Here is a 17,306-nt window from a genome sequence, read left to right as displayed (position 1 = left end):
TTCACACCTCGCCTTCGTGCTGCAGTTCAAACAGCAGCAGCGAGCGAGCGGTGACCGCGTACTCATGCTCGAAATCAAAGCGTTCCTGGCCACGCACAGCCGGGTCGTTGGTGTCGAGCAGGCACGTCCAGAACTCGCCCTCCGGCACCGGCGGCAGGCGGAAATTGACCTGGTCGTGATGGGCGTTGACCACCAGCAGCAGCGTGGCGTCGGCCCCGGCACGACGAATCCCGGTTTCCTGGGCGCGGCCATCCATCAGCATGCCCAGGCAGCGGCCCTGGCTGTCTTCCCATTGCTCGGTGGTCATTTCGTTGCCATCCGGCGCGAGCCAGGTGACGTCCTTCACGCCGATGTCTTCGTTGTAGTCGCCCACCAGGAAACGCCCGCGCCGCAGGATCGGGTACGCCAGGCGCAGCTTGATCAGGCGCTTGACGAACTTGAGCAGGGCCTTGCCGTCATCGTCCAGGTCCCAGTTGACCCAGCCGATCTCGCTGTCCTGGCAATAGGCATTGTTGTTGCCGTGTTGAGTGCGAGCGAACTCGTCCCCGGCGACGATCATTGGCGTGCCCTGGGCCAGCAGCAAAGTGGCGAAGAAGTTGCGCATCTGGCGCAGGCGCAGCGCGTTGATCTCCGGGTCGTCGGTAGGGCCTTCGACACCGTGGTTCCAGGACAGGTTGTTATTGCTGCCGTCCTGGTTGTTTTCGTCGTTGGCCTCATTGTGTTTGTCGTTGTACGACACCAGGTCGTGCAGGGTGAAGCCGTCGTGGGCGGTGATGAAGTTCACCGAGCTGTATGGCCTGCGCCCGCGGTGGTTGAACATCTCGCCCGAGGCGGTCATGCGCCCGGCGAAATCGGCGAGTTGGCCATCGTCGCCTTTCCAGAACGCACGCACGGTGTCGCGGAAGCGGTCGTTCCATTCCACCCAGCCTGGTGGGAAGTTGCCCACCTGGTAGCCACCGGGGCCGCAGTCCCAGGGTTCGGCGATGAGTTTCAACTGGCGCAGCACCGGGTCCTGGCGGCAAGCCACGAGGAAACTGTGGCGCTCATCGAACCCGTCGCGGTAGCGACCGAGGATGGTCGCCAGGTCGAAGCGGAAGCCGTCCACGTGCATCTCGGTGGCCCAGTAGCGCAGGGAGTCGGTGACCATTTGCAGCACGCACGGGTGGCTCAGATCCAGGGTATTGCCGGTGCCGGAATCGTTGATGTAGAAACGCTTGTCGTCGGGCATCAGCCGGTAGTAGGAGGCGTTGTCGATGCCGCGCATCGACAGGGTCGGGCCGCGCTCGTTGCCTTCGGCGGTGTGGTTGTAAACCACGTCCAGAATCACTTCCAGCTTCTGCTCATGCAGGTGCGCGACCATCTCCTTGAACTCGGCGATCTTGCCGCTGGCCAGGTAGCGCGGGTCAGGGGCGAAGAACGCAATGCTGTTATAGCCCCAATAGTTGGTCATGCCTTTTTCCAGCAGATGCTGGTCGTTGACGAAGGCGTGCACGGGCAACAGCTCGACCGAGGAAATGCCCAACTGACGGATATGCTTGAGCACGTCATCTTCCATCAAACCGGCGCAGGTCCCCCGCACCGACTCGCCGACCGAAGGATGACGCATGCTGATGCCGCGCAGGTGGGTTTCGTAGATGATCGTGCGGTCCCACGGCACTCGTACCGGTTGGTCGTTGCCCCAGGTGTGCGCCGGGTCGATGACCTTGCACTTGGGCACGAAGGGCGCACTGTCGCGTTCATCGAAACTGAGGTCGTCGTCCGGGTGGCCGATGGTGTAGCCAAACAGCGCTTCGGACCATTTGAGTTCTCCCACCAGTTGCTTGGCGTAGGGGTCGATCAACAGCTTGTTGTGGTTGAAGCGATGACCATTGGCCGGGTCATAGGGGCCGTATACGCGATAACCGTAAATCAGCCCGGGGTGAGCATCGGGCAGGTAGCCATGAAAGATTTCATCGGTGTATTCGGGCAGTTCGATGCGTTCCAGCTCAACCTCGCCGGTATCGTCAAACAGGCACAGCTCCACCTTGGTGGCGTTGGCGGAAAACAGCGCAAAATTCACACCCAGGCCATCCCAGGTGGCGCCGAGGGGGAAGGGCAAACCTTCACGGATCCGCGACGGCTCATGAACCGGCGTCGCTGTGGTGTTGTCGGGTTTGCTCATCGAGTTGCTCCTGCAAGGGGTCTTTTTTCGGGCCGAACGCCGCCGTACTGACGGTGCTTCAGCGCATGGCTTGGACGGAAAAGGGCCTGCAGCGCGTAATGCGTGCTGCAGGCCCGGGAAATCATGGGGCGGGCGGTTTGGGCTTCTTCGGGGCGGCGGGTTTCTTCGCCGCAGGTTTGGCGGCGGCAAGCGCAGCAGGTTTGGGCTTTGCCGCAGCCTTGGGCGCGGTTTTCGGCTTGGCGGCCGGTTTAGGCTTGCTCGGCGTCAGCGCCTCGGCTTCCGCCAGCTTGCGCGCCATCTCCCAGTGGCGATCATGGGCGCCATCGGGCTTGCCTTCAGACTCCCAGATCTGATGCGCCAGTTCGCGAATGCGTTTGTCTTCTTTACTCATCACAAACTCCTCACAGAAAATTTTCAGCTTTCTTGATTATCAGGATTGATAAAGACATTGACCGGGAGATCCCCCAGGGCAGCGCTGATCAACAGCTCCTTGTTGGGTGTGACTACGCCCGTTTGAAAAAGTCCCTTCCAGTTTTGTGCAGGGGCGGCGAACGGTAATTTCACCCGCGTATCGCCCCAAACCTGGGCATTGATCTGGGGAAACATCCCGTTTTCAAGCAGCGGATAAGACCAGCGCGGCACCACCACCAGCAACTGCCTGCCCTGATGTTCACGGTAGAACGCAACCACCCGTTCCGCGTGCTGGCCCAGCACTTCCAGCGGTGTATAGCTGCCATGGCGCAGCAGCTCGGAGCAGGCTTTACGCAGGCCCAGTACCTGGGCGATCACTGCCTGTTTGATACGCCCGTCGCGCCAGTTGAACAACAGTTCGCCGATGTCCGGTGGTGCCTGCAATGCACGTTGCCGCGCAGCGAAGTCCACCGGGCGCCGGTTGTCCGGGTCGACCAGGCTGAAGTCCCAGAACTCATCGCCCTGGTAAATATCCGGCACACCCGGCACGGTCAGATGAAGCAAGGTTTGCGCCAGCCCATTCAGGGCGCCGGCGGGGGCGATGGCCTGCGCAGCGCTGTCCAACGCACTGCGCAGCGGCGCACCCGCCTCACTGAGCAGCAGGCGCTTGAGGAACGCTTCCACCGCCTGTTCGTAAGCCTCGTTGGGCGCGCTCCAACTGCTCTGCAACTTGGCCTCGCGCAGGGCTTTTTGCTGCCACTGCCACAGGCGTTGCTGGTACGCCTCCAGATCGGGGTTGGGCTCCAGCGGCCAACTGCCCAGCAGCACCTGATAGAGAATCAGCTCATCACCCGCCGAGGGGCTCTCGGCGCTCTCGCGCAAAGGCTCGGCCAGGCGGCGCCAGTGCTCGACCTGTTCGGCATACCAGGGGGCGCACTCGCTGAGTACCGCCAGGCGCGCACGGGTGTCTTCGCCGCGTTTGTGGTCGTGGGTGGCGGTGGCCAGCAGGTTGCCGGGGAAGGTCTTCAGGCGTTGTTGATTGGCCGCATGGAAATCTGCCAACGGCGCACTGAATTGCTCGGTACTGAAACCCACATCGTTGCGCGACAACAACACCGCCGAACGATAGAAGGCGGTGTCTTCCACAGCCTTGGCGGCGGCGGGCGAGGTCAGTTGCTGGAAGCGCACGCAGGCATGCTTGAGCATCTTGCGCGCCCGGCCTACCGGGCGATTGCGCCAGGGCTGACCACCCAACCATTGTTCCAGATGGTCGAGCACCGGCCAGTCGCCTTCGTTGAGGGTACTGCGTGCACCCTCCATGGCCTGCTGGAACACCTTGTCGTCGGCCGCACTGCGGCCCTTGGCGCTGATATAGGTGCGGTACACCGGGAAATGCACAATCAGTTCCTGCAGGGCCCGGCGGATGGCGCCCAGGGTCAGGTCGCGGGTCATCACGTCATCGCGGGCCACTTGCAGCAGGGCCTGGGCCACGCTTTCGAAGTCGCCGCCCAACGAACCATTGAGGATCTGCTGGCGCGCCAGCCGCGCTTCTTCGCTGAAGGCTGAAGGCCGTTCGCTGTGACGCGTCCACATCTCGGCCAGCGGTGCAAAACCTTCGGGATGGTGTTGCAGCAAGGACAACTGGTTCATGAACTCGTAGCCGGTAGTGCCGTCCACCTGCCAGTCTTCACGCAAAGTTTCGCCTTCGCCAAGGATCTTTTCGACGAAGATCGGCAAGCGGCGCTCGGGTGACAGCGCGTCCACACGCCGACGCAATTTGCGGCAATAGCCACGCGGGTCAGCCAGGCCGTCGATATGGTCGATGCGCAGCCCGTCGACCAGCCCCGCGCTGATCAGCTCGAAAATCTTGCCATGGGTGGCTTCGAACACCGCCGTGCGCTCGACCCGCAGGCCGCCCAATTCATTGACGTCGAAGAAGCGCCGCCAGTTGATGTCGTCCGCGGCGGTGCGCCAACTGGCCAGGCGATAGGTCTGTTGTTCCAGCAGGTGATGCAGGCGCTCGAAGCCCTCGGGCTGGCGACTGTCGAATGCGGCCAGGCGTTGTTCAATAGCGGGTAGCAGCTCGCTGGCGCGTTCGGCCAAGGCTTGTTTGAGCGTGGTGGCTTCGGCGTAGGCGTTGTGCTGATAGGCGAGGGCGGCGAAACGTTCGGCCAGCGGTTTGAGTAACTCATCGTTGCCCAGGATCAGGCCGTAGTCCCTGGGGCAAATCGGAAAACGGTGTTCGTAATGCTCGACGTAGAAACTCCCCTGGGCGGCATCGAACTTGAGCGGGAGCGTGCCGTTTTGCAAGGCTTCGCCGTAATCGCTGCCGAGGAAGGGCATCAGCAACTGGCCCTTGAGCAGCGGGTCGGGGGAGTGCCACTGGATGTCGAAAAACTCGCTGTAGGGGCTCAGGCGGCCCCACTCCAGCAGGTCGAGCCACCAAGGGTTATCCGCGCCGCCCACGGCCATATGGTTGGAGACGATATCGAGGATCAAGCCCATGTCGTGCTCACGCAGCGCGCTGACCAGGCGACGCAACGCCGCTTCGCCACCCAGCTCTGGGTTGACGCGGGTCGGGTCTACCACATCGTAGCCGTGCATGGAGCCTGCGCGGGCGCTTAACAGTGGTGAAGCATACAGGTGGCTGATGCCCAGTTGGGCAAAGTACGGCACCAGTGGCACCGCGTCATCGAGGGTAAAACCTTTATGAAATTGCAGGCGCTGGGTGGCGCGCAGGGGCAGTGCGTTCATCGGTCACGCTCATAGGCTTGGTTGCGCGCCACGGCCAGCAGTTCGAGGCGACGCGCGGCGCTGTCATTGTCGAGCAGGCTGGCGGCTTCGCCGGGCAAGCGGCGGCGCCAATTGGGGTGGGTGTCGAGGGTGCCCGGCAGGTTGGCTTGCTCCTCGATGCCCAAAGCATCTTCCAGGGGCAACAACACCAGGGGCGCGCGGGTATGGCCCAGGTAGCGCACGCTGGCGTCGATCATATGGTCGGTGTCGTTGCGGATCTCATCGATGAAGTTCTGCGGGTCCTGGCTCAAGGCTTGGCGCAGTGCCTGGCGTTCGCGCAGGCGGTGTTCGCTCCATTGGTCCACGGTGGGCGCATCGATCAGGCCCAGCTGGATATTCCATTCGATATCGCGGCTGTGCCACCAGCCATTGAGGGTCGGCAAGTCGTGGGTACTGGTGGTGGCCAAGGCGTTGTCGGGCCAATCGAGGATGGGCTTGAACTGGCCGTCATGGTTCTGTTCGAACAGCAGCACACGCATACCCAGGATCGAGCGGGCGCTGAGCTTTTCGCGCAGGCCCTCAGGCACGGTGCCCAGGTCTTCACCGAGGACGATGGCCTGGTGGCGGTGCGATTCCAAGGCGAGCAAACGCAGCAGGTCGTCCACCGGGTAATACAAATAGGCGCCTTCGCGGGGTGATGCACCCAGGGGGATCACCCACAGGCGTTGCAGGCCCATCACATGGTCGATGCGCAAGCCGCCGGCATGGGCGAAGTTGGCCCGCAGCATTTCGATAAAGGCGCGAAAGCCATTGCGCTTGAGGCCCTCTGGGGAAAAGGCAGAGATCCCCCAACCTTGGCCTGCGCGGTTGAGAATGTCCGGTGGCGCGCCCACGGTCAGGTCGGCCAGCAGTTCGTCTTGACGGCTCCAGGCCTGGCTACCGCCGCCATCGGCACCCACCGCCAGGTCGGCGATCAGGCCGATGCCCATGCCGCTGCCACGGGCGGCTTGTTGCGCGCGCTCAAGGCTACGGGCGATCAGCCATTGGGTGAAGGCGAAATAGCCGATTTCGTCGCGGTTTTCCTCGGCGAACTGCGCCAGGGCCGGGCTTTGCGGCGTGCGCCAGGCTTCGGGCCATTGGCGCCAGTCCAGGTCCTCACCGGCGGCAGCACGCTGGGCCTGTATGGCTTCGAAGCGGCAGTGGTTTTCCAGGGCTTCGCCGCCGGTCTGGCGGAAGCTTTGGAAGTCGGCATGCTGGGGATGCGCGCCGTGGCGGAAGTCTTCATACAGTGTGCGCAGCAGGCGTTGCTTGGCCTTGGCGGCAGCCGGCCAGTCGATCAGCGGGAGCTGTTCCAGGGCATGCAACTCGTCAGCCAACCCGGCAGCTTCGATGGCGTTGCGCACCTCACGTTCACCGAGGATGCACGCCGGCGAAGCATACAGGCTGTTGAGAAACAGGCGGCTGGAGGGTGAATAAGGGCTGAAACGCTCGGTGTCGGCGCTGAACATCGCGTGCATCGGGCTGATCGCCACAGCGTCGGCGCCGCGCTCGGCGGCGGAACGCACCAGGTGCTCCAGAGCCAGGGTGTCGCCAAAACCGCCATCGCCGAGGCGGCGCAAGGCATAGAGTTGGGCGCTGAGGCCCCAGGCGCGAGCGGGTTGGCTGTCGACCGCGTCGGCCACGCTGTAGCAGTGGCTGGGAGCGACGGCCACGGTGAAGGTTTGCCCGTCGATATGCACCTGGTGGTAGCCCAGGGCGATCACGCCGGGCAGCACAGCCTCGCCGTCCAGGCGCAGCTCCAGGGTTTCGCCGCCTTCCAGGCTGACGCGACACGGGGTATCGGGGGCGAAATAACGCGCCAGGTCCAGGCCCGCACCACTGTCGGTGGTCATCAACGGCGGCAGGTGGGTGTCTTGCTGCGCCTGCTCAAGTTGCTGCAGGCTGGCGTCGATCTCGGCATCGCTGTCGGCCGGGTGCCCAAGGCCTTTGAGCACAGCGCGCAGGGCGTCAGGCTTTACATGCTGCGGGCGACCGTTGGCATCGATCCAATCGACGGCCAGGCCTGCGCGGCTGGCGAGAATTTCCAGGTTCGCTTCGCTCAAAGAATATCTCCAACAGGGGATAAGCAAACGCGTGCGCTCAAGGGCGGTAAGTGCGCACCTTGCTGGGCAGGCGTTTGGAAAATAATCGGGTGGGGTGCCGGATGATCCAGGGGCTGTTCACTCAGGTTCAGGTCGATCTGCAGCACACGGCCGTTGCCCAGACGCCAGCGCGCGGTGACGGCATGGTCAGCCAGCACCTGCGCGCCCAGGGCCACCGTGCCGGGCAAGTGCGGCACCACGTGTGTGTGACGCAGGCTCAGCAGGTGACGGTAGAGCTGGGTGTGGTCGTTCTCGACGAAGGAGGGCACCGACTGTAAAAAGGTTTGCAGCGCGTTGGGGTCGGGGATGCGCTGGCGTTGCTCGGGGTCGTGAAACGCCGCGAAGTCGGCAAATTCATTGCGCCGCCCCTCACGCACCGCCTCGGCCAGTTCGCCATGATGGTCGGTAAAAAACAGGAAGGGCTCGGCGGCATTTACTTCGTCGCCCATGAACAGCATCGGGATCATGGGGCACAGCAGCAGCAGGGCGGTCGCGGCTTTCAGGGCCTGGGGCGAACACAACTGGTGCAGGCGTTCGCCCAGAGCGCGGTTGCCAACCTGGTCGTGGTTCTGCAGGAATGCGACGAAGGCGCTGGGGGGCAGTTCCGCACTGGGTTCGCCCCGTGCATGACCATGGCGTGTCGTTTCGCCCTGGTAGATGAACCCCTCGGCCAGGCAGCGCGCCAGCTTGGCGGTGGGCTGCTCGGCAAAATCGCTGTAGTAAGCGTCGGTTTCACCGGTGAGCAGTACGTGCAGCACATTATGAAAGTCGTCATTCCATTGGGCGTCGAAATCGTGCTGCAACAGGCTGGCCTGGTTCAGTTCGTTTTCCAGCATCAGCCACACGTGGCGTCCGCCGTCCACCTGCTGGCGTACCCGTTGTGCCAGTTCCTGTAGAAACCCGGGGTTGTCAATGGCGTGCACGGCATCCAGGCGCAGGCCGTCGAAGCGGTATTCGAGCAGCCACATCAGGGCGTTATCGAGGAAGAAATCCCGCACTTCACGGCGCTCGAAATCAATACCAGCGCCCCAGGGGGTGTGCACGTCCTCCTGGAAGAACCCCTGGGCGTACTGGCCCAGGTAATTGCCGTCGGGGCCGAAGTGGTTGTAGACCACATCGAGGATCACGGCCAAACCGTGGCCGTGGGCACTGTCGATCAGTTGCTTGAGTTGCTCGGGAGTGCCGTAGGTGGCGTGGGGCGCATAGGGCAGCACGCCGTCATAGCCCCAATTGCGTTCGCCGGGGAATTGCGCCAAAGGCATCAATTCAACTGCGGTGACGCCTAGTTCAGCCAGGCGGGGCAGGTGTTTCTCGACGGCAGCGTAGCCGCCCATGGCGCCGACGTGGAGTTCGTAGATCACCGCCGTGTGCCACGGGCGACCCTGCCACTGGCTGTGGCGCCATTCATAGGCGAGGGGGTCGACTACTCGGCTCCACCCATGCACATCCAGCGCCTGGGCCCTGGAAGCGGGGTCGGGCACCGTGTTTTCGCCATCGATATTAAAGCGGTAAAGCGTGCCGGCAGGGCACGCGACTTCGACTTCGAACCAACCACCGGCCTGGGGAAGCATGACGATGGTTTTACCCTGTTCCAATTCAACGCTGACATAAAATGCGTCTGGCGCCCATAACGCAAAGCGCGTGCGGTGCGCGTCCAGCATGATTGCGCCGTGGGGCCAGGTTTCCAGAGTCCGTAACGGCATCTATGAAGACCTCCCTTAGTTGTTCCAGTCGTTACTTGTTCGATTTTCCCAATGCCTTGGCCACCAGTCGTTCATAGAGCTCGGCGTAGGGTTCCACGGCCTGGCACCAGTTGAACGGCTGGGTCATGGCACGGCTGCGCATGGCGTTGAGCAGACCGGGGAAGGCGAACACCTTGAAGGCGCGGCGCAGCGCCTCTTCGTAGCTTTGCACGGTGGATTCATTGAACAGGAAGCCGGTGACGCCATCCTCAATGGTGTCCGCCAGCCCGCCGGTGTTACGCGCCACCGGCAACGAGCCGAAGCGCTGCGCATACATCTGGCTCAGGCCGCAGGGTTCATAGCGTGACGGCATCAGCAGGAAATCGCTGCCGGCGAACATGCGGCGCGCATCGGTCTCGTTGAAGCCGATACGTACCCCCACCTGGCCCGGGAAGCGCAGTGCCAATTCGCGCATGGCCTGTTCTTCTTCCGGCTCGCCACGGCCGATGATCGCAATCTGGCCGCCGTTTTCGACGATGAAACTGGCGACGGCTTCGGTCAGGTCCAGGCCTTTCTGGTAGACCAGGCGCGAGACCACAGCGAACAGCGGGCCAGTGGATGGCTGCAGCTCAAACAACTCGCGCACATGGGCGGCGTTGATAGCCTTGCCCTCCCAGTCGCCGATATTGAAGTTGTGGATCAGATGCGTGTCGGTGGACGTCTCCCAGCTTTCGTCGATACCGTTGGGAATGCCGCTGAGCAGACCTTGCTGGGTCTTGCTGGCGAGGAATCCATCCAGGCCGCAACCGAATTCCGGGGTGGTGATCTCCTGGGCGTAGGTGGCGCTCACGGTGGTGATATGGCTGGAATACGCCATGCCCGCCTTGAGAAACGACATCTTGCCGTAGAACTCCATGCCTTCTTGTTGCAGGGCATGGGGCGGAATGCCCAGCTCTGGCGTCGAGGCCAGGCTGACCACGCCCTGGTAGGCCAGGTTATGAATGGTGAACAGGGTTGGCGTGCGCGACCCACGCCAGTGCATGTACGCCGGAGCCAGGCCCGCAGGCCAGTCATGGGCATGCACCAGGTCCGGGCACCAGTGGATTTGCGCGAGGTTGGCGGCCATGTCGGCGGCGGCCAGGCCCAGACGGGCGAAGCGGATATGGTTGTCTGGCCAGTCGCGACCGTTGTTGGCGCCGTAGGGCGTGCCTTCACGCTCATACAGTTCGGGGCAGATCAGCACGTAGATGACCAGGCCGTCCTTGAGGTCCATGCGTCCGATCTTGCACGGTGGCAACGCAGCGTGGCCGCCCAGTTCACCGACAATATGAATCGGGTTGTCGCTTTCCATCACTTGCGGGTAACCCGGAATCAGTACTCGCACATCATGCAGGTGGGCCATGGCGCGGGGCAGGGCAGCGGAGACGTCGCCCAGGCCACCGGTTTTCACCAAGTCCGCGAACTCGGAGGTGACAAACAAGACTTTCTTTCGATTCGGATTCTGACTCACGACCGGCCGCACAGTGTTGGGCAGGTCGGCCAAAGACTTTGGCCCTCCTGCCGGCTGACTAAAACGCTCTCCCTGAGTATCTACTGCGGCACTGATCATAATGCACTCCCATCTGTTGGTTGGCTAATGGCCCGCTGCCATCGGCTCCGAGTGACCGCATCCTGCGGCCAGGCACACAAGCGCTATACAAGCTGGCAAGGCGTATGCCAGTTGCAACGTCGGCTTAAAAAGATTGGATGAGCGGGCATTCGGCCTGAAGCGCGCGTGCTCGCCCTTACCTAAAACTTGACCAGCGGCAGGTTTCGAAAGTTTAGATTTTTTGCGGGGTTTTTGTTTTGGAACGGACCCATCGGTCATGAGTCTAGGACAGATCCCTGCGCCTGCTGGGTTTTCAAGCCGATTTTGTAGGACAAAAAACTTTTATCGATATACCGCCCTGCCTCTGTAGGAGCGAGCTTGCTCGCGAAAAACCAAAGGCCGCCGAGTAAAACCAGAATGACCGCGTTATCGTTGGCGTTTTTCGCGAGCAAGCTCGCTCCTATCAAAAGACAGGGTGAAATAACGCACTAAAGTGGTGCGTCAGGTGAGCCCGCGAATGGGCACACCCTTGGCCCAGGCTTGGATATCTTCGATCATCTGCTGATAGAACTGCCGGTAATTCTGCTCGCTCACATACCCCACGTGTGGCGTCGCCAGTAGATTGGGCAAGTGGCGAAACGGATGGTCAGCCGGCAGCGGTTCCTGGGCATATACATCCAGCGCCGCCCCGGCCAGACGACCGCTGCGTAACGCTTGCACCAGCGCCTGCTCATCCACAATCGGCCCGCGTGCGGTGTTCACCAGCCGCGCGGTGGGTTTCATCCAGCCCAACGCTTGCGCATCCACCAGGCCACGGCTGCGCTCGCTGAGCACCAGGTGGATGGTCAGAATATCCGCCTGCTCAAACAGCTCGCGCTTGCTGACCCAGGTCACGCCCGATTCAGCCGCACGCTCCGGTGTGAGGTTTTCACTCCAGGCAATCACCCGCATACCAAAGACCTGGGCGAACTTTGCGACTTTCTGGCCAATGCTGCCCAGCCCCAGAATGCCCAAGGTCTTGCCATGCAGATCGCCGCCCAGACCGACCTGCCATCCGCCCGCACGCAGTGAGTTGGCTTCGGCGAGCAGGCTGCGTGTAGAGGCCATGATCAAGGCCCAGGTCAGTTCCGGTGCGGCGTGTTTATAGCTGTCGGTGCCGCACACCTGGATGCCCAGAGCCTTGGCTGCGGGAAGGTCGATGGCGGCATTACGCATGCCGCCGGTCACCAGCAATTTGAGCTGGGGCAGCCCTTGCAGCAGGGCTTTGTCAAAGGTTGAGCGTTCGCGCATCAGGCAAATCACCTCGAACCCTTTCAAGCGCTCGATCATGGTGGCGGTATCGGCGGGGTAGTCGTGGAGAAAATGCACCTTGCCTACGCTGCCCAGCGTCGACCAATCCACCACGTCGCTGGCCACGTTTTGCCAGTCATCCAATACTGCGATCTGTATCGACATACACGCGGGCCTCGAAAAGGTTGAATTAAAGGGCGTTCAACCCCTGCAACAGGGCTTTATGAAACTGTTCCGGCTCTTCCATCTGGGGCGCATGGCCCAGGCCGGGGAACTCCACCAACGTGGCGCGGGGAATTAGCTTGGCCACCTGCTTGCCCAGTACCTCGTAATGACCAATTTTGGCCTTGACCGCCGCCGGCGCCACATCTTTGCCGATGGCGGTGGTGTCGCTGGTGCCGATCAGCAGCAGGGTGGGCACCTGCAAGTCCTTGAACTCGTAGTACACCGGTTGGGTGAAGATCATGTCGTAAATCAACGCCGAGTTCCAGGCAACCTGAAGATGCCCCGGGCCTTGGTTCAGGCCGGCGAGCATGTCTACCCAGCGCTCGTACTCGGGTTTCCAGCGCCCCACGTAATAGGTGTTTCGCTCATAGTTGCGTACACCGTCGGCGCTCAGTTTCAGCTCGCGCTGGTACCACTGGTCGACGCTCTGGTAAGGCACGCCGAGGGCTTTCCAGTCTTCCAGCCCAATGGGGTTCACCAGCCCCAACTGTTCGGTTTGCTGGGGGTACATCAGCGCATAGCGTGTGGCGAGCATGCCGCCGGTGGAATGGCCGATCACCGTGGCCTTTTGAATGCCGAGCTTTTCCAGCAGTTGATGGGTGTTGGTCGCCAGTTGCTGGAAGCTGTACTGGTAGTGGTCGGGCTTGCTGGAGGTGCAAAAGCCGATCTGGTCTGGGGCGATGACGCGGTAACCGGCGTCACTCAGCGCCTTGATCGAACCTTCCCAGGTGGCGCCGCAGAAGTTCTTGCCGTGCATCAGCACCACGCTGCGACCGTTTGGAGTACCGGTGGCGGGGACGTCCATGTAGCCCATTTGCAGGGATTTGCCTTGGGATTGGAAGGCGAAGTGTTGGAGGGGGTGGGGGTATTGGAAGCCTTGGAGTTCAGGACCATAGGCGGGGGATTCGGCGAATGCCGGCGCTGCGCCAACGAGTAGCAGGCCTGTGAGAGAAACTGTGTGCAAATTCACGATGGGGCTTCTCCAAAGATAAAAAGAAGAGGGTGAGTCTGCTGCATTAACGTTTGATTAATCATCGGTGCGCGCCGCTTGGCAGCGTGCCACCGAAATCGGACGGATGGTGCACTTACCTGTTACTTCTGACAGTAGACGGGTTATGTCAATACGCGCCAACTAGTGGGGTCAAGCAACGTTGGAGAAGAGTACCATGAGCAAAACTACTTTATCGGTTCCCATCGCAACCCATGTCACTATCATTGGCGAAAATATGCCCGGAGGCACGGTACGCGGAAGTTATAAATACAATGCGACAGGAGGAGAAACGGAAGAAGGGCGGTCACTGTGCCGCTGGTATGTGGGTGAAACCCCGGGGCCTCTTACGGACAATTTCGACCTCACTATTAAGCAAGGTATGATTGGGCAACAAGTCCGATTTGCAGTCACACCTGTATCCGCTTCCGGGGTTAGCGGTATTGAAGTGTATTCGCAAGTTAAAACCATCGTCAGTGGCTATCAAAACATTTCGGAAGAGGAAAGCAATAGTAGTTTCATTAAGCAGTACGGTGCTTTTTCCTTGTATCGAAACGAACCCAATGATCGACTCGTAAACTCCACTTCGGGCGCATTTGCGTGGATGAGTGGTACCACACAAAGTATCTTTGTGAAGGGCCGCAACGATTCTGGTGGTATCCCGCCAGCAGAAATAGCTCAGTACCTGAAAAATAACCCCGCCACTCGGATGTTTTCAACCGCATGGGATTTTGCTGCGTTGGTGCCGGTGGTTGGCACTGCAAACCAACTGCTCCTGTGGGGAAGAAATATCGGGCCTATTCCACATGATTTGGATTTGAGCAATATTAAATACGTGTATTGCAATGAGTCGGCAATTGCCTGGATTTATGATAATCCGCCGCCGGGTAAAAACAGGATTGGTGCGTTCGGCAGCGTTGCCAACGGCGGCGGGGTACCTGATGAGATACAAAAGTTTCTTTTCTTTGATCAACCCAAGGCTATCTACAGTACTGCGGCGGCTTTCGCGGTTCTCACCGAAAGCGGGCGGGTTTACGCGTGGGGGAGCCCAGCAGCGGGAGGTACCTTCGACCAGAACAAGCGAAAAGAGTTGGATCAGATAAACGTCACCCGAATTGTTGCCACAGCAGGCGCTTTTTGCGCGATCGGTGCGGTACGCATTGGTGATCCTACCGTTAGCACCTTGGTAACTTGGGGCCCGGCCAACAGTGGTGGTGCAATCTCCTCGGCTGACTTGGAAAGAATCCTGGATGGTGATGGTGCAAAACATGTGGTCGCCAATCGTGACTCTTTTGTCGTGATTACCAAGCGACGCGCAACCGCGTTGAGTTGGGGCGGCCCCTATGGTGGAGTAATGAGCGAAGAGGCCCGGGTACTGGCCGCACGCGGCTACATCGTGATGTGTGCAAGTACGGCATATGCGTTTTGCATTGTTAACGATGGCGGCGGTATTGCGGCCTGGGGCGTCAATGGCATGGGCGGAAACACGCCCGCTGCCGAGGGCACCGCGGACTCAGAGGAGTCGTTCACGGTCGTAGATGCGGGTGAAGTGCTTGAAGCCAGCGGTGCGAAGGAGCGTGTGCGGGCTGTGTTCGAAAAATTGCAGGTGGCAAATGTAAATCCACAGCGGTCGCACACGTCTGACACCGCCTGTGTCTGCCATAGCATCGGCAAGCAGCGCGTCAGTCTGACCCATCTTGTGACTCAGTTGGGCGATGTCACGTTGAGCTCGAATGATTCGAGTTTTTTTCTGTCGAGCAAGGGCAGTGGTGGTGTAACGATTGATTTGATTACGTGGGGCCATGCAGGGTTTGGCGGGGCGATGCCTTCAGCGACCCGTCAAGTGTTGATGGCCAGTCAAATCACCGATGTGTATTGCACGAACGGTGCCTACGCAATGATCACCAATCAGGGGGGGGTCACCGGGGCCGTCGTCGCGTTCGGCGCCAATAATGCTCAGCAGGAAGCAGGGCAGATACCTGATCTGCTCCAACCGCATTTGCGAACGGAGATTAAAGAGCTCTATTCCATCCAACAGATGCCACCCTATAACCCAAATATTGGTCGGTACGGCGCTTTCTCTGCAAGGCTTGGCAATGATACATGGGTCAATTGGGGAGGCACGGTGCTTGTTCCGAATGAACATCTTGACCCCACAAAACCGTAAATCCGAAACGACTGGAGGAGGCTCCTATTGGAGTCTGTAACGGTAGGCGCAAACGCGGTCAAGTCTTAAGACTTTCAACGTGCCTAACCTGCCGAGTTGGAGGGTATTATGAAAATAACTGAATCTACCGACACTGTACCGGAAGCAACCCAGGTTCTGATTTTGGGTGATGTGCATGTCAGTGCTACCGTGCGGGGGTTTTATCTCTACAGCAACAACGGTGGCAGCCCAGAGGGATTGTCTGAGTTTTATTGGCATCTCAATGGCGAACGACTTGAAAAAGAAGGCCAATTGGACCTGAAACTAAGAGCCGCTGATGGCGGTAAGTACTTACAGTTTTCGGTCATTCCTGTTGCGTCTGACGGTACGCGAGGTATGGAGCGATTTTCTGAAACCTATAAAGTAATTTCAGGTTTTCAGAATATATCGGACGATGAAAATGAGTGGTGCTTCCTGAAGCAGCGCGGCAACTTTTCCTTTCACGTTCCGGAGCCTGCGGATCGGCTGTTCGTTTCGACGGGCGGGGTGTTTGCGCTGCTCGAGCCTAATACGGGTGACGTTCATCTGGAAGGTCAGACAGGCTGGGGTTTGCCGGTGCCACCGGAGATTGTGAATTTTCTGAAAAACAACAAGGCAATCAAGTTGTTTTCTTCAGAGGTGAGTTTCGCGGCGCTCATTCCATTGGGCGGTACCAACCAGTTGTTGATGTGGGGGCCCACCATTCCACCAACCCTTCCGCCGCTGCAAGGCATACGGTCGGTCTACAGTACAAGAAGTGCATTCGCGATCATTTATAGCAACCCTCAGGGTGCCAGTAACCGAATCGCTGCCATCGGTCCGGTGGGCAGGCCCGTTTCCACTGTGCCCGATGAGATTCAATCAGCGCTGGTATGGGATCAACCGGAGGCCATTTATGCGACAGATGATGCATTTGCCGTGCGAACCAGTGGCGGTAAGGTTTACGCCTGGGGGCATCCTCACAACGGCGGCATCATCCCCGATGACGTCAGGAGACGACTCAACGCAATGTTTGTCACTCGGATTGTGGCAACGGCGATGTCGTTCTGCGCCATTGATGACAAGAATGGTGATTGCGTAGCGTGGGGGAACCCCGGTGGTGGCGGCGTCATCCCAGTTGCCCAGTACGGTAAAATTATTGAGGAGGGCGGCATTGAATCGCTGATTGCCGCCGAGAACGCATTTTGTGCCATCACTCGAAACCCTCGTCGGGCCTACAGTTGGGGGGCGGCCGGCCAGGGCGGAACCATGTCGGCCGGTGCGGCAGACTTGGCTGTTCGTGGGAATATCATTCTTTGCAGGGCCAATCGTTGGGCTTTCTTGATGGCCAATGCTTCCGGCCAGGCGGAGTCGTGGGGCGCAGCGCTTTATGGTGGTGCTCCACTGCCCAACAACGTGAAACGGGAAATAGAGAAGGCCTTCAGGATCAGCGCGGATCCTAACGTATCGCCCACGGACCTTCTCGCCGTGCCGGGGGAGCCAGAGCGCTCGCCTATCAAAGGGCAAAAGCCGAGGCACCACCCTAACGTTTCGTCCCGCGCCATTGTGCTGGAAGGCAATATCAGCGTGTATGCCAACGATGTCAGTTTCTTTCTGTTGAGTCGTCACGACGATGGAAGAACTCATGCGATCGTGCTGCACGGCTACCCTAGCCATGGGGCCGTCATGAGCCAGGGACTTCGGCAAACATTGATGGCCAGTTTGATCCGCGACGTGTACTGCACCAACGGGGCGTACGGTGTGATTACCACTCAGGGGGGCACAGTCGGGGCCGTTTCAGTCTGGGGTGCTACGCTGGCGATGGAGGATGCCGGAGAAATACCGCCTGAACTGGCCGAGCATGTTCGCAGTGACGTAGTGGAGCTATATTCCATCAAGCGTTTTCCCATCTGTGAGGCCAAG

10 protein-coding genes are annotated in these 17,306 nt (G+C 60.2%); 2 read left to right on the top strand and 8 right to left on the bottom strand.

The window, feature by feature from the left end:
* Position 1 precedes the first annotated feature (1 nt).
* The 8 genes from glgX to BMH52_RS25510 form a co-directional block, all read right to left on the bottom strand.
* Positions 2–2,161 carry a glycogen debranching protein GlgX gene (gene glgX, locus BMH52_RS25545; RefSeq protein WP_014718610.1) on the bottom strand — a complete coding sequence of 720 codons (2,160 nt, stop codon included), beginning with the start codon at positions 2,159–2,161 and terminating at the stop codon, positions 2–4.
* Between the two features lie 121 nt (positions 2,162–2,282).
* The gene (locus BMH52_RS25540) at positions 2,283–2,552 is read right to left on the bottom strand and encodes a DUF2934 domain-containing protein (protein ID WP_073845448.1); all 270 of its coding nucleotides are present in this window, start codon (positions 2,550–2,552) and stop codon (positions 2,283–2,285) included.
* 23 nt (positions 2,553–2,575) lie between these two features.
* Positions 2,576–5,326, bottom strand: coding sequence for a malto-oligosyltrehalose synthase (locus tag BMH52_RS25535; protein ID WP_073845446.1), 2,751 nt, complete (start codon positions 5,324–5,326; stop codon positions 2,576–2,578).
* The gene (malQ, locus tag BMH52_RS25530) at positions 5,323–7,407 is read right to left on the bottom strand and encodes a 4-alpha-glucanotransferase (RefSeq protein WP_073845444.1); all 2,085 of its coding nucleotides are present in this window, start codon (positions 7,405–7,407) and stop codon (positions 5,323–5,325) included. Before malQ ends, BMH52_RS25535 begins: the two co-directional genes overlap by 4 nt.
* Positions 7,404–9,149: a malto-oligosyltrehalose trehalohydrolase gene (treZ, locus tag BMH52_RS25525; protein WP_072434631.1), complete on the bottom strand. Its 1,746-nt coding sequence runs from the start codon at positions 9,147–9,149 to the stop codon at positions 7,404–7,406. Before treZ ends, malQ begins: the two co-directional genes overlap by 4 nt.
* A 31-nt stretch (positions 9,150–9,180) precedes the next feature.
* Positions 9,181–10,737: a glycogen synthase GlgA gene (glgA, locus tag BMH52_RS25520; protein ID WP_072434630.1), complete on the bottom strand. Its 1,557-nt coding sequence runs from the start codon at positions 10,735–10,737 to the stop codon at positions 9,181–9,183.
* A gap of 480 nt (positions 10,738–11,217) precedes the next feature.
* Positions 11,218–12,171: a D-2-hydroxyacid dehydrogenase family protein gene (locus tag BMH52_RS25515; RefSeq protein ID WP_073845442.1), complete on the bottom strand. Its 954-nt coding sequence runs from the start codon at positions 12,169–12,171 to the stop codon at positions 11,218–11,220.
* Positions 12,172–12,196: 25 nt separating this feature from the next.
* On the bottom strand, positions 12,197–13,201 hold the full coding sequence (locus BMH52_RS25510; protein WP_371915701.1) for an alpha/beta fold hydrolase: 1,005 nt from the start codon (positions 13,199–13,201) through the stop codon (positions 12,197–12,199).
* Positions 13,202–13,397: 196 nt separating this feature from the next.
* Here BMH52_RS25510 and BMH52_RS25505 point away from each other — a divergent pair, with 196 nt between their 5' ends.
* Together BMH52_RS25505 and BMH52_RS25500 are read left to right on the top strand one after the other, a co-directional pair.
* A complete protein-coding gene (locus BMH52_RS25505; RefSeq protein ID WP_072434627.1) occupies positions 13,398–15,386 on the top strand; it encodes a hypothetical protein in 1,989 nt (662 codons plus the stop codon).
* Between the two features lie 108 nt (positions 15,387–15,494).
* A partial coding sequence (locus tag BMH52_RS25500; RefSeq protein WP_073845438.1) for a hypothetical protein occupies positions 15,495–17,306 on the top strand: 1,812 nt, incomplete at its 3' end.

This window comes from Pseudomonas sp. BTN1, from assembly GCF_001907715.1.
GTDB classification, from domain to species: Bacteria; Pseudomonadota; Gammaproteobacteria; order Pseudomonadales; family Pseudomonadaceae; genus Aquipseudomonas; species Aquipseudomonas paracarnis.
Note: the sequence above shows the minus strand (reverse complement) of the source record. Positions and strands in the feature narration are given on the sequence as shown.